Annotated in this window: 13 protein-coding genes, 1 riboswitch and 2 other annotated features; of the genes, 4 read left to right on the top strand and 9 right to left on the bottom strand. The window is 29.7% G+C overall.

The genetic code is table 11. From position 1 onward, the window contains the following. Positions 1-3: 3 nt before the first annotated feature. The 4 genes from ACREV6_RS13540 to ACREV6_RS13555 all read right to left on the bottom strand — a co-directional run bounded on the left by ACREV6_RS13540 (position 4) and on the right by ACREV6_RS13555 (position 5,665). Positions 4-2,022: a methyl-accepting chemotaxis protein gene (locus ACREV6_RS13540; protein WP_431578564.1), complete on the bottom strand. Its 2,019-nt coding sequence runs from the start codon at positions 2,020-2,022 to the stop codon at positions 4-6. Between the two features lie 162 nt (positions 2,023-2,184). After that, complete coding sequence (tyrS, locus tag ACREV6_RS13545) at positions 2,185-3,408, bottom strand: tyrosine--tRNA ligase (protein WP_431578565.1); 1,224 nt, start codon at positions 3,406-3,408, stop codon at positions 2,185-2,187. Between the two features lie 60 nt (positions 3,409-3,468). Beyond that, positions 3,469-3,746, bottom strand: a binding site (T-box leader). Positions 3,747-4,014: 268 nt separating this feature from the next. Next, positions 4,015-4,434 (bottom strand): hypothetical protein, encoded by a 420-nt coding sequence (locus ACREV6_RS13550; protein WP_431578566.1) that lies wholly within the window; start codon positions 4,432-4,434, stop codon positions 4,015-4,017. A 79-nt stretch (positions 4,435-4,513) separates the two neighbouring features. Then, entirely contained in the window at positions 4,514-5,665 is a 1,152-nt protein-coding gene (locus tag ACREV6_RS13555) for a Rossmann-fold NAD(P)-binding domain-containing protein (RefSeq protein ID WP_431578567.1), read from the bottom strand. Positions 5,666-5,968: 303 nt separating this feature from the next. Here ACREV6_RS13555 and ACREV6_RS13560 point away from each other — a divergent pair, with 303 nt between their 5' ends. The 3 genes from ACREV6_RS13560 (at position 5,969) to ACREV6_RS13570 (ending at position 9,509) form a co-directional block, all read left to right on the top strand. Beyond that, positions 5,969-6,739, top strand: a complete 771-nt coding sequence (locus ACREV6_RS13560) for a polysaccharide deacetylase family protein (protein WP_431578568.1) — start codon at positions 5,969-5,971, stop codon at positions 6,737-6,739. Positions 6,740-6,829: 90 nt separating this feature from the next. Continuing rightward, positions 6,830-7,078 (top strand) — a binding site (T-box leader). Positions 7,079-7,211: 133 nt separating this feature from the next. Beyond that, positions 7,212-7,724, top strand: coding sequence for a tryptophan transporter (locus ACREV6_RS13565; RefSeq protein WP_431578569.1), 513 nt, complete (start codon positions 7,212-7,214; stop codon positions 7,722-7,724). Positions 7,725-7,835: 111 nt separating this feature from the next. Next, complete coding sequence (locus ACREV6_RS13570) at positions 7,836-9,509, top strand: peptide ABC transporter substrate-binding protein (protein WP_431578570.1); 1,674 nt, start codon at positions 7,836-7,838, stop codon at positions 9,507-9,509. 107 nt (positions 9,510-9,616) lie between these two features. Here ACREV6_RS13570 and ACREV6_RS13575 read toward each other — a convergent pair whose 3' ends face one another. The 4 genes from ACREV6_RS13575 to ACREV6_RS13590 form a co-directional block, all read right to left on the bottom strand. After that, entirely contained in the window at positions 9,617-9,757 is a 141-nt protein-coding gene (locus tag ACREV6_RS13575; RefSeq protein ID WP_431578571.1) for a hypothetical protein, read from the bottom strand. Positions 9,758-9,879: 122 nt separating this feature from the next. Next, positions 9,880-10,326, bottom strand: coding sequence for a DUF1499 domain-containing protein (locus ACREV6_RS13580; protein WP_431578572.1), 447 nt, complete (start codon positions 10,324-10,326; stop codon positions 9,880-9,882). A 59-nt stretch (positions 10,327-10,385) separates the two neighbouring features. After that, on the bottom strand, positions 10,386-10,835 hold the full coding sequence (locus ACREV6_RS13585; protein ID WP_431578573.1) for a MarR family winged helix-turn-helix transcriptional regulator: 450 nt from the start codon (positions 10,833-10,835) through the stop codon (positions 10,386-10,388). A gap of 52 nt (positions 10,836-10,887) precedes the next feature. Then, complete coding sequence (locus ACREV6_RS13590) at positions 10,888-12,276, bottom strand: dihydrolipoyl dehydrogenase family protein (RefSeq protein ID WP_431578574.1); 1,389 nt, start codon at positions 12,274-12,276, stop codon at positions 10,888-10,890. A gap of 223 nt (positions 12,277-12,499) precedes the next feature. Next, positions 12,500-12,627, top strand: a riboswitch (cyclic di-AMP (ydaO/yuaA leader). A gap of 153 nt (positions 12,628-12,780) precedes the next feature. On the opposite strand from ACREV6_RS13590, the gene ACREV6_RS13595 reads away from it, so the two are divergent. Further along, the gene (locus ACREV6_RS13595) at positions 12,781-13,407 is read left to right on the top strand and encodes a cell wall hydrolase (protein WP_431578575.1); all 627 of its coding nucleotides are present in this window, start codon (positions 12,781-12,783) and stop codon (positions 13,405-13,407) included. Positions 13,408-13,488: 81 nt separating this feature from the next. Here the strand turns inward: ACREV6_RS13595 and ACREV6_RS13600 are convergent, their stop codons facing one another. Beyond that, entirely contained in the window at positions 13,489-13,980 is a 492-nt protein-coding gene (locus ACREV6_RS13600) for a dihydrofolate reductase (RefSeq protein WP_431578576.1), read from the bottom strand. Positions 13,981-14,264: the final 284 nt, after the last annotated feature.

A 14,264-nucleotide genomic window follows, 5' to 3' on the forward strand; every position in this document is an offset into this window, starting at 1 on the left:
TATCTATATTTTAAATTTATTAGTACTCTCTCTTAAATCATCGGCTAAACAATTCAGGTTTTCTGCTGCTTTAACTACTTCTTGAATTCCTTCTGATTGCTCATGTGAAGATGCACTTACTTCTTGCGTAGTGGCAGCGGCTTCCTCTACTACTGAAGCTACATTCCCAAGTTTATCTCTTAAAATATCCTTATATTTGTTGATATTTTGCAATGAACTATTTACATCCACCATATTGCACTCTAGTAATTCTATAGATTTTTTAATTTTGATAAATGTTTCATTTGTTACTTCTACACTTTTGTTAGTTTTATCATTTAATTCTGTAGAATACATAATTCCCTGGAGTAATTCATGTACACTTGTACTAATATCAACAATAACTTTATCAATTTCCAAAGCTGAAACAGCAGATTCTTCTGCAAGTTTTCTTACTTCATCTGCAACCACAGCAAAACCTTTTCCTGCCTCTCCTGCTCTTGCAGCTTCAATGCTTGCATTTAAAGCTAGTAGATTTGTTTGCTCTGTTATAACTTTTATCTTATCTGTTATATCACTAATTTTAGTAGAGTTTTCTACTAATATTTCCACTTTACTCGCTACTGTTTTATTTGCCTTTATGTTTTCTGTAAATGCTATTTTTAGATTATTTACTGTTATAAGACCCTCGTCGGTTGATTGTTTAACTTCTAAAGAAGCACTAATCATATTTTCAGCATTTATAGTTGATCTATCAACTTCTTCCCCTAAAGTATTTGCATAGCCAATACTTTCTTCTAATATTTCAGCTTGTTCATTAGCTCCTGCTGCAATTTGCTGCACAGCTCTTGCTACTTCATCTCCAACCGCATTAGATTGCTCAGTAGTTGCTGCAAGAGATTCTGCTGAATCTTTTACTTTATTTGTGCTATCTACTACATTTCCTAAAACAAATATCATATCCTCCATCATATTATTTACAGAATGTATAATTTCGTCAACCTCTAAACTTGTATTCATGATTTCAGGAACTTTATTTGTAAAATCGCCCTCTTTAACCTTGCCTAATATTTCAATTAAAATACCCATAGGTTTTGTGATCTTTCCTGCAAACCTTTTCCCTACAATAATCACAAACACAAAGGATACTAATAAAACAATTACAGGTACAGTTAAACCATCTAATATTTTTTTAGTTCTTTCTGCCACTGGGATAAATCCTACTGATATTAAGCCTGTATTAGTATCAGTAATTTTATATGCCATATAATCTATAGTACCAACCTTTATGTTAAAGTAGTTTTGTTTTGAATCCATAATAGTTTTTACCCATTGTTCTTGTTTAGAATTTTTCCCAATAAGTTCATTGTTTTTATGTACAACAATTGTTCCCTTACTATCTATAACAGTAGCATAGCCAGCGTCTCCTAATTTAATTTTTGTAACTGTTTGAGAAATTGAAGCTAATGCTACATCTAATGCTACTACTCCTACTAGATTGCTCTTATCATCCTTAACCGTCTTAGTAAAAGTCATTATATATTTATCAGTAAAAGAATCTACATATGGATTAGTAACAATTATTTTACCATCATTACTCTCTGCAGCCTTGTACCACTCTCTATTAGTTGGATCATAATTATCTTTAAGCACAACTCTAGGAATAAGATAGGTTTTTTTATCTGTTGTTCCTACATATATACTTAGCACCTGTGGATGAGAATTTTTAAACACCTCAAAACTCTTCATTAAATTTACAACATAGGCTCCTTTGCTTTTAAGCATTTTTGTATTAACTTCATTGGAAATCATTTCTACAGATGCATAGTTCTCCTTGTATAATGCATTGATTGCATCATTAACTCTCTCTACACTTTTAACGGTGGCCCCCTCAAGCTCTCTGCTTAAATTGTTAGATAAACTATAATATGTACTTATGGAAATAAGCATAATTGGCAAAAAAGATACCAATATAAGCAATATCGTTATCTGGAAACTCAGTTTCGAGCGATTTCTCTTTTCTTTTACATTATTTTTAAACATTTTACATTTCCCCCTTAATTTATATATTTCACCTTATATTTCGTTCTTTATTGATAAAACTTTAGGTGTTTTTAAATGCATTATTTAGAATTAATTGCCCAAAAACAAAAAAAAGTTCCCCTGATTTCTTGAAAAAGATAAAGACCACCATAGTGGCGGCCCTTACTTCATTATAATAATTTTCACGAAATTTCTTTTACCACATTGAATTACATCCCCATCTTTTAAATCAAATACATTCTTTATGGATATTTTTTCTCCATTTATTTTAACTGCTCCTTGCTCAACTAGACGTCTTGCTTCCCTATTGCTTTTAGCAAACTCCATATCAGTAATTATTTTGAAAATTGTACTTTGCTCATTTAAAATAGAGTTCTTTATAATCTCTATTTCTTTAATGTTTTGTGGTATATCTTTTTTTTGAAATACTGTTTTAAAATGCTCCTGGGCATCCTCAGCTGCCACATCACCATGATATAATTTAACAATCTCCTTAGAAAGTTTCATCTTTATATCCCTAGGATTGATTTTTCTACTTTCTAATTGTCTCACAATTTTTTGTACTTCATATGGATGGATATCTGTTACCAAATCGTAGTATTTTATAATTAATTCATCCGGTATGGACATAACTTTGCTATACATATCATTACAGTTCTCATTTATTCCAATATAATTCCCAAGACTTTTACTCATCTTTAAAATTCCATCTGTTCCTTCTAAAAGGGGCATAAATATTGCAATCTGCTTATCTTCCTTATATTCCTTTTGAAGAGTTCTTCCCATTAAAATATTAAACCGTTGATCTGTTCCACCAAGTTCAATATCTGCTTTTATTGCTACGGAATCATACCCTTGCATTAAGGGGTACATAAACTCGTGAATTGCAATTGACTGCTGTGCTTTGAATCTATTTTTAAAATCTTCCCTTTCCAGCATCCTAGTTACTGTGTATTTTGAGGCTAGCTCAATAACATCTTTAAAATTCAGTTTTGATAGCCATTCACTATTAAATTTAACTTCTGTTTTATCTGGGTCAAGTATTTTAAACATTTGTTTTTTATAAGTTTCTGCATTTATCAATACTTCTTCGCGAGTTAGCTCTTTTCTTGTTTTTGATCTTCCTGAAGGATCTCCTATCATTCCAGTAAAATCTCCAATAATTATTATAACCTTATGGCCTAAATCCTGTATTTGTCTTGCTTTTCTTAAAACAACCGTATGCCCCAAATGAATATCTGGTGCAGTGGGATCTAGCCCAAGCTTAACTATAAGCTGCCTATTACTTTCGCCTGCTTTAATAAGTTTTTGCCTTAACTCATCCTGGTCTATTATCTCGGTTGTGCCTTTGGATATAATTTCAATTTGTTCATCGATATTAATCATTTTAATTCCTCCTATTTTTTATTATTTCAAAAAACAAAAAACTCCCATCCTCTAGAAAATCTAGAGGACGAGAGTAAAATCCCGTGTTACCACCCCAATTTATTAATATGTTGCCACATTAACCTCTTAAAGTACGGCACAAATATGCGCTTATACTATAGCACTTTAACGGATGCAAGGATTCCGGCAACAGCCTACTACCACATAGTGATAAACTTAAGTGGATTTGGTGTGCAGCTCAGAGATGTATTCATAATACTATTCTTTGCTCCTTCTCATCTAGGGGAGCTCTCTGTAAAAGAAACTGTCTTACTACTGGTTCTCGTCACAGCTTTTATTATTTAATATATAATATGAAACTAAATGTTAAATGTTAATATGAATTATAATACTAATTTTTTTAAAAAGCAACTATTATATTTCTGATTCCCTAGCACATATTCTCCCACCCCTTATTTCCATAGCTTTTATAATAATTATTAAACATAAAGATTATTCTTTCCCACTAAAAAACACCAGTTTATTAAAATTTTCTCTAATAGGCTGATGTTTAACTTATATCCTTTTAGTTTTTTCTTATAAGACTTTTTCAAAAATAGCTAGATTCTAATTTTTATCAATTTTGTTCCAATCCCATTTTCTTTTAGGCTTATCAATTTCTCGTTGTATTTCTTTTTCAATAGTTTTAAATATTAAATACGCCAATATAAAACAAAGATATCCCACTATAATTGCTATAGTTACATCCTTTGATTGCTCCACCACTGTTTTTTTTAACATTTGTAACATCTCTTCTGACATACTAGATGGATTTTCTAATCTAAGCAATATTTCTCTTAAACTAGAACCTTCCCATACACATATTAAAGAACAAAATATGGACACAACTATTAAAAGTATATCACATACATTTTTAAATCCACTTTCGCTTCCCTTATAGCTTACTAAGAAGTTTTTAATAACAAATATAGCACTCATTACTGCTAAAATTATTCCTAAAATGCTTATAATGGTAAATTTCAACATAGAAACACCTCTTTTAAAAGATGGAACTATATGCATACATTTTTGCCCTTCTATGTAAACATATGTTCACTGTTTTATCTTATATTACCACATTTACCATTTCATTGCCATAGTTATCTGTATTTTTTTCAAAACATTCAATAGTTGCTCTATATATTGCTCTATTAAAATAATCACTATTATATAAAACAAAATCCTCAATAGAATATCCTATAAGATTTTGTACAATATATATAAGTTGTTTTCCATATAAATCCATACAAGCCTCTGGTTTAACTCCCGGCCACGCATTACAGCTTACTACTGTTCTTTGATTGTTTGATTGCAAACACTTTGGCACAGTATTATACTCATCATCGCCAGGATAAATAACATTTTTATCCAATGTACCATGTGGCATACCTTCTACTGCCTTTATCTGAAGAGAAGTAGCGCTAGCTAAATATGGATCTGCTGTTAAATCTAAGATTATAGAATGCTCTTTTAAATATCCTATTAATTCATTACTGACAACATATTTTGTTGCATCACCTCTAGTAGTTGCATCTACTAAAATATCTGTCTTTTTAAAGATTTTTATCATCTGCTTTTTATCATGGGTTATATTTCTAGGTAACATCTTAACAATTACTCCACTAGTTTTCTCTTGAAGTATAGCTTCAGTAACTTTGTTATTTCCATATTTACCAGCCATTCTTGCTGCTGTTAACCCAACTCGTCCCATCCCCATTATACTCACAATTATAGGTTTTCTTTCTTCAATACAGATATTTTCATAATTTTTAGCCAGCTCGGTAAATGCTAGATTAATTCCATTTTCTGAAGTTCCCTCATAATTTACAACCATTCTTTCATGAAAATCATTTCTAATAGAATCCATAGAAACAGCAAATATACCTTTTTCTTTAAGCTTTTCAACTCTAGTAGCTCTAGTTGCATAATGAAGCATACTAAGTAGTGTACTGCCTTGTTTCATATATTCAATTTGTTCAAACTCCGGTGACCTTAAAACAACAACTATATCTTTTTCATAGCATTCTTTATTATCTATAAATTGTATTTTTTTATTATTCTTTAAATAGTCTTCTTTTGTATAACCTAAAGCTGAACCATATCCTTCTTCAAGAAATATATGTACTCTTTCCATTTTAAGCATGTCAAAAAAAGATGGCAAAAAATCTCTTCTCTCGTTTATTTCTTTGTGCATTCTTGGAAAACCTATAGTTTTCATTATATCATCCTCCCCATATTTGTTTCGTGTACAAAATAGTCATCAACTGATAACTTTATTAAGCTATTTAATTTTAATTTTTTTTATTTGAAATTAGATATAATAAAAAAGATTTTTTTTGAAATGCTTAAACGCTTGAGTGTATTTATCTTAAAATTGTATTTCAGAGTAGTTAAACGTAGATTATTAGTAACTTTTGACAAGTAGCAATTTGAATTGTATAATAAGTTGTTACTTGCTACAATTGATTATACAATGCAAATTATAAATTAGCAATGTTATTTTAGGAGGTTGTGTCGATTTATGGAATATTTTCTAGAAAATCATATTAAAAAACCAAATTTTGATTTTATTTTAACTATTGATTGCGAAGGATATAATTTTGATAAAAACTTAAAAAATAATGTACTAAACTTAGAAAGGCTATTAAAATTAAATTCTGAAAATAATATATATACTCTTTTGTTTATAACTCCATTTTTTGCAGAAATGATGAATGAGTTAAATCTAATAGAAAATATAAAGAGAAATTACAAAGTTATATTTGGCCTTCATATTCATCCAAATAATTTACCAGAATCTATAGAAAAGCTATGCCCATTCATAGAAAAAAATGAAGATTTAATAGCTAATTACTCTTATGATGAACAAAAAACTATAATAAAGCACTGCTACGAATATATTTCGAAATTAGGAATTGAGCCAATTGAAGCTTTCCGCGGAGGGTATTTTTCAATAGACGATAATACAGAAAAAATATTAGCAGAGTTAACTCCCATAAAGTATGAATCTCACAATATTTACAGACCCCAGTACAAAGTAACCAAAAATATATTAACTTCTTTACCTGTTTACGCCGAAAATGAAAATGAAGAGTTAAGGTTGGAATACTTTAATATTGAAAAGCTTTCAAAAATCCTAAATAAAGGAATCTTGGAAAATAAAAAACTTTTTGGTATAACCCATAGTTACTTATTAGATTCAAATGATTTTCATTATAAACGTGATAGAATAAACCAAGATATTCATAAAAGAATGAATGTATTAATAAGCATTATTAATAAATACAGATAATATTAGTACAAAATTATTACTTTAAAATAAATAGTTTTTTAAATTACTATTTACATTTAATTATTTTAATGCTACAATCATTCTTATATTATAAATTCGTAGAACAGGAAGAGTAGTTAAAGCCATGCAATTTCAGAGAACTGAGGATAGTGTGATCTCAGTATTGATAACTTTAGTGAATGGACCTGCTAGAAGTAACCCGAAATCAAATTTTGAGAGTAGTAGTTACCGGATGCCCACTGTTAAAAGGGCTAGAGCATTTTAGTGCTTGAAAAACGAAATATGCTAGTTTTTTGTAGTATAATTTAGGTGGTACAGCGAATATCCTTCGCCCTAATACAGGGCGGAGGTTTTTTTTATTTGAAAAATTAATTGAAAGGTGGTGTTTAATTTGATGCACTGAAAGATAATTGCTTTTAAAAAGATAACAAAGCCAATAAATCTAATTTATTTTGAAAAGGAGCTAATTTTTATGAAAACAAATAAAATAATAATAACCTCTCTATTCCTTGCAATAGGTCTTATATTGCATCAAATTACCCCAGGTATATTCCTTGGAATAAAACCTGATTTCTTATTAGTATTTATGATTTTGTCCATAATTTTAACCAAAGATTTTAAAATTGCCTTTATTACAGGAATAGTAGCAGGTGTTTTATGTGCCTTAACTACGACTTTTCCTGGTGGTCAATTGCCTAACATTATAGATAAAATAATAACCTCAATGGTTGTATATGTTATATATAAAAACTCCAATGTTAATTCTCCACTTAAATTAACAAGTATTTATTTTCTAGGAACTATAATAAGTGGAAGCATTTTTCTAGGTTCAGCTCTTGTTCTATTTGGTTTGCCAGCACCTTTTTTTATACTCTTCCTATCCATAGTACTTCCTACTTCAGTGCTTAATTCATTTATGGGTTATTTCCTTCATAAACTTATTGTAACTAATCCAGCACTTAAGCGTAAATTTGTAAATTATTAAACTCCTGACTTAATCTTAATATGGAAACTAAAAGAGAAATCTTTTCTGTAATATTGTAACATATAACAAATAATGTTACAATATGGTAATATATAGGAATGAGTTGCAACTATGAAAATTGGATCAAAAAAATCACTAAGTATTTTATTATGTTTTATGTTGCTATCAACTATTAATTTTGGATTTAGCACAAAAGTAAATGCACTAACTGAAAAATCACTACCTCAAATATTAAATGCTAGTCTAAATTCTGAGCCAAGAACTCTAGATGTTTCACTTGCTACTGATAATAACAGTAATCAAATAATAAGTGAAATATATGAGGGACTTACTAGAATGGAGCAAAGAGCAGATGGCACAAATTTTATTGCTCCTGCAGGGGCTTCTAAATGGGAATTCAATGAAAAAGATAATGTATGGACTTTTCACCTAAGAGATACCTATTGGTCAGATGGTGTGAAGGTTACAGCGCAGCATTATGCTGATAGTATACTTAGAAGTCTTGAGCCTAGCACTTGTTCTATTTATTCGTTCCTATTACTACCAATAAAAAACGCTACTGAATTCAATAATAGCAAAATAAAAGATAAAAACCAAGTTGGTGTACGTGCTATTGATACTAACACACTTGAAATAGCACTAGGAAAACCATGTCCTTATTTTTTAGAACTAACTTATATGAATATTATGAAGCCTCAAAGATTAGACATTGTAGAAAAATATAAGGATACCTATGGTACACATATTAAATCTATTGTTTCCAATGGACCTTTTTTATTAAAAGGTTGGCTTTCTAAAAACAAGATTACTTTAGAAAAAAATCCTCATTATTGGGATAAAGAGAAAGTAAAATTAAATCAAATAAATTTTAAGCTCATACGAGAAGATAATTCGAGAATGACTGAACTTTACCTTGGAAATATAGATATTGCTGAGAGTATTCTACCAGAATGGAATAAAAAACTTGAAAGTACTGAAAAGTATAATTTAATGACTGCGGATAATGCAAGAGTCAACTATTCAATGTTTAATAAAAACGACAAGTATTTTAAAAATGCAAAGATACGAAAAGCATTTATATTAGCTGAAAATAGAACAGAGAAAATAAAGGAACTATATAATAAAATCGGTGAACCCGCTTATAGCTTTTGTCCTCCATCAATCCAAGTATCAGGTGAAAGCTTTAGAAAAAAAGCAGATAAGGACCCTGTAATTAAACTTATGGAAGAAAACAAAGATTCAAAAGCATTGCTTATGGACGGTTTAAAAGAACTTGGAGAAGATATTGACCCATCAAAAATGGATATAACCTTACTACAGAGTGGAACTTCCCCAAGAGACACTGAATTTGCAGAATTCATGAAAAGAAGTTATAAGAATATATTAGGTGTGGAGCTTAAAATCCAATATCAAGAATGGGCTGTATGTATAAAAAATATAGATGATGGAAATTATCAAATAACTCAAGCTGCTTGGATTGGTGATTATAACGATCCTCTTACTTACTTAGATATGTGGACCAGTTTTTCTGGAATTTTTAATACAGGTTTTAGTAGCAAAGAATATGATGAACTTATTTCAAAAGCAAACTTAACTATGAATTCTAAGGAAAGGTTTGAAAATTTAAAAAAAGCAGAAAATCTTCTAATATATCAAGAAGGTGTAATTTCACCAAGTGTATTTACAAAACGTAATTTCTTGTACAGAAAAGAAGTTAAAAATTTAATGTATAATCCTTTTACCCAGTTTGAATTTAAATATGTGGAAATCATCTCCGCTTTATAAAATCCCAAAGAACCAAGCTATAATATAGGGCTTGGTTCTTTGAATTTTCTTTGTTCACTTAACTAGGTCTAATTTCAAAAGATTTTATGTATATAAATTTAAGGACTTTATTTTTGCTGCGGATAATATTTTTTAAAAGCATCTTCATAACCTTCCGGCTTATGAAATTCTTGAACTTCGCTTATAAAAGTTTTCTCCCCCTCCTTTTGTTTTTCTTTTCTTACTTCTTTGTTCTTTTCATTATCCAAAATAAAACCTCCTATTCCATTTTTTCTTCAAAAACTCTTATTTTATACCATAACATGTTTAACTAATAGCATTTCCAACATTAGAAAAAAACATGCATGAAAAATGAATGGTATTTAAAATTTTATTTATAATAAAATTCTCTTAACTTGTTATATCTTTCTCTATTTAGTCCCATATCAGAATATCCAATCCTTGAAGCTGATCTAATTTGAATAAGTTTTTTGCTTTCATCAAAGTAAAATTCTACATCGTCATGATATTTCATTATTCCAGTTGTAAAGATAGCATATATATAATTTGTCTCCTTTTTAATTATTTTAGCATTACCATAGTTTTCAATTACTTTAATTATCATATCCTTTGAATTCTTTAAATTTCCTTTAAAAACTAATGCTTCAACTTTCTTATCTTTTTCTTCTGTTTCAGATGAGACTGCATTGGGTTTATTTGGCATTTGTGCTAACTTTCCCTTATTAACCCCCAAATTCTTTGGAGTTAAATTGTTTTTTACCAACATGTAAATTACGATTACTGCCATTGCACCTATTACTGTACTTAAAATTTTCACGTTAAACATCTCCTATATCATATTTAAATTTTAATTAGTACAATTCTATGAGTTGTTTACTAGTACCTATAGTTCTCAATTCTATCTAATTTTTTCAATAGTTCATCAAATTCCTTCATATACCTCACATACTCATCCATTCTAATCTGTGCTCTACAACTAATTTCTCCGGGAACATTAGAAGCTTCATACTTAAGCTTTTCACCCTTTGAAGTAATATTAATATAAATCTTTCTTTCATCTGCTTCATCCTTAATTCTGCATAACTGTCCTTGACTTTCTAATTTATTTAATATAGGAGTCAAAGTTCCAGTTTTCATCTTTAAATTATTGCTCATATCTTTAAAGGATATCTTTTCATGTTCCCATAAAATTAACATAACCAAATATTGTGGATAAGTTAAATTTAAACTATCCAGTATTGGTTTATATAACCTAGTCATAGCCTTAGACACAGAGTATATTTTAAAACAAAGCTGATTACTTAGTTTTAAATCATCTAGCTCCATAAATTTCATCTCCTTCAAGTCTTAATATTGTGGTATAAATTTATACGTAAAACTATTTTCTCCTAAATAGTTTTACAAAAGAATTGTTTAATATGTTATCCAAATAAACCTTCTTACTTATCTTAAGTAGGATCTCTCCATAAGTAGGATATGGATGAATAACCTTTGTTAATTTTCCAAAGTTTATTCCTAAAGTCTTCACTACCTGCACCTCAGAAATCATCTCTCCAGCTCTCTCTCCCAAAATGCTAGCTCCAAGTACTTTTCCCTTTTTATCACATATTATCTTAACAATTCCTTCATCATCTTCTTTTGTTTTTGCCCTATCTAAATTTTTATAATCTTGCTCATACACCCTAATTGAATCACCATACTTTTCTCTAGCTTCCTGCTCTGTTAATCCAGCCCTTGCAAGTTCAGGTTCTGAAAATGTGCACCAAGCTACATGGACGTAATCAATCTTTTTCTTTATAGGTAACAATGCATTTTTTACAGCTGTAATTCCTTGCACATTTGCCATATGTGAGAAAAGATATGGACCAGCAACATCCCCTATTGCAAATATACCTTTTGTGGTTGTTTCTAAGTACTGGTTAACCTCTATAGCCTTTGGATTATATCTAATACTAACTTTTTCTAAATCTAAACCCTTTATATTAGGAACTCTACCAAGGGATACCAAGATTTTGTCCGCATTTATAATTTCAACAATTCCATCTTTAACTACAGACAAAGAAACCTTTCCATCTTTTTCTGAAACCTTTTCTGCTTTATAGGAAGTATATATCTTAACCCCTTCCAATCTAAGCTTTCTCTCTAGGACAGCTACAAGCTTTGGTTCTTCTCTATTTAAAATAGTATCCATCATTTCTACTAATGATACTTTAACGCCTAATCTATTCATCGCCTGGGATAATTCCACTCCTATAGCTCCTCCACCTAAAACGATTATACTCTCCGGAAGTCTTTCCTCCATGAAAATATTCTCATTTGTAAGGTAATTTATATCCTTTAAACCCTCAATCGGTGGCACCATTGGTGATGACCCAGTGGAAATAATTATCTTCTTAGCCTTGATTTTTTCTCCATTAACATTCAAAGTATTTTTATCAATAAATTTTGCAAATCCATTAATGTAATCAATGCCATCTCTTTTTAAAACTTCAACACTTTCTTCTTCATAAACATTATTAATTACTTTTCTGACTTTTTGTAAAACCTCAGAAGTATCAACCAATAAATCTGAATACTTCTTTGCTACATGTATTTCTTTTGCAATATTTATTAAAGCCTTACTTGGAATACAGCCAGACCAAGTACACTCTCCTCCAGGCTTATTCCTATCAATTAAAATAACTTTTTTTGAAAATCCTTTTGCAGTGTATGCAGCAGTTAAACCACCCGAACCTGCTCCTATAATGGCGATATCATATTCTTTCACCCTAACCCCTCCAGTAAATAGCCTATTTATTTAAATCTATTAATAATTCTAATCGTATACGATTAGAATTGATTTGTCAAGTATAGTTATTGACTTATATTTATATTGCTGAAGATACCTTAGTCTCCGAATCCTAAGTTTTGCTGAAAATATTAAATATTTATATATTGTAATTGCACCATTTTTTGGCATAGATTAATTTGTCGTTTTATGTTACAATATAGGAATTACATTGCCGAATCTCCTAAATGGAGAACGGGGGATTTCTTATGGGGTGAATCTCTTATTTAGAGTAGGGTGCCTTTAACCCGAATCCGTCAACTAACCTCGCAGGCTTATAAAGGAGGACTCATTATTATTAAATTAAATTTAAAAACTACTCTGCTTGCTTTAACCTTAGCTTTACTTAGCAGCACTTCCGTATATGCTGCTTCATATACAGTTAAATCAGGAGACACATTAGGTGGTATCAGCAAAGCTTATAACACAACTACTAATTATTTAATGAAAAATAATAAATTATCAAACTACAACATATATTCTGGACAAGTACTTGAGGTTCCAACTAATACTCATAATGTAGCTCGTGGTGACACCTTATATTTCATAGCAAAAAAATATAATGTATCTTTAAATAAATTAAGAGTTGCAAATGATAAATGGGATGATACTATTTATCCTGGGGATGTCTTTAAAATTCCAACTGCTCCAACTGCTTCTGCAAATGGAAAAGCTACCCCACTTAATACCTCTAAAGTTATTTCCTATTCAAATAGTGATGTAAAGCTATTAGCTAGACTAATTAATGCCGAAGCAGGTGGTGAAAGTTATGATACTATGCTTTCTGTAGGAGCTGTAGTAGTAAATAGAGTTCAAAGTCCAAAGTTTCCGAGTAACATTAGTGGAGTAATTAACGAAAAAAATAATAGTTACTATCAATTTACGCCAGTAATGAATGGAATGATTAACAAAGTTCCAACTGATATAGCCATTAAAGCAGCCTATGAGTCATTAAAAGGTTCAGATCCAACTAATGGAGCCTTGTATTTTTTTGAAAATACGGTAACAAACGAATGGTTAACTTCAAAAAAAGTAGCTACTGTTAAAAGTAACTTAACCTTTGCTTACTAAAAAACATATATAATATATTAAAATAAAGTAAAAAAAACAAACTTCTACAATATAGTGGAGGTTTGTTTTTTTACTTTTATATTAGTTTTTTATATATATATTAAAGTTAAAATATATATTATCGTTAAATTGTTGTTTTTCACCAGTTGAAACTTTTTGCCATTGATGATTATTATCTAAATTTACTAATACTTTATTGTGTACGTACTCCTTATATATTTTAGTTATGTACGCCTTATCACAATATGAAATTAATTGAGCATAAATCGATTGACCACCTATAATAAATATGTCTTCCTCATTATAGTTTTTAAGTTCTATAAAAAGTTCTTCCAAAGAATAACATAAAATAACGCCTTCACAGTTATAGCTTCTGTTTTTGGTAAGCACTATGTTAACTCTTCCTTCTAATGGTTTTTTATTTGGTAGTGATTCAAGTGTATTCCGACCCATTACAATGACTTTTCCAAGGGTTTTTTCTTTGAAGTACCTCATGTCTTCAGGTATTTTAACTAACAATTTAGAGTTGTATCCAATTCCCCAATTTAAATCAACTGCTGCTATTAAATTCATTTGTTCCTCCTTTAAATCATCACCTGTAGTGCTGTAATATCATTAAAAATTTTTATCTATAATCATTATAACAAAATACTAATAATATAGTCAAAAAAAAAATAAACATTTTAAACACTAATTAGTGCTTAAAAATGCTTACTATTTTCTTTATACTATTAGTCTCTCAAAATTAAACAGAGAATAGGTTACGAGTAATTACAGTAGACATTTTGAAAAATAAAATTAATTATTCTTCTTGTTGCATTGACCGAAGTCTTTGCATCTACTCCCTAGAAAGGAGG

Origin of the sequence: Clostridium sp., assembly GCF_050717515.1 — a bacterium.
Taxonomy (GTDB): Bacteria; Bacillota; Clostridia; order Clostridiales; family Clostridiaceae; genus Clostridium_AD.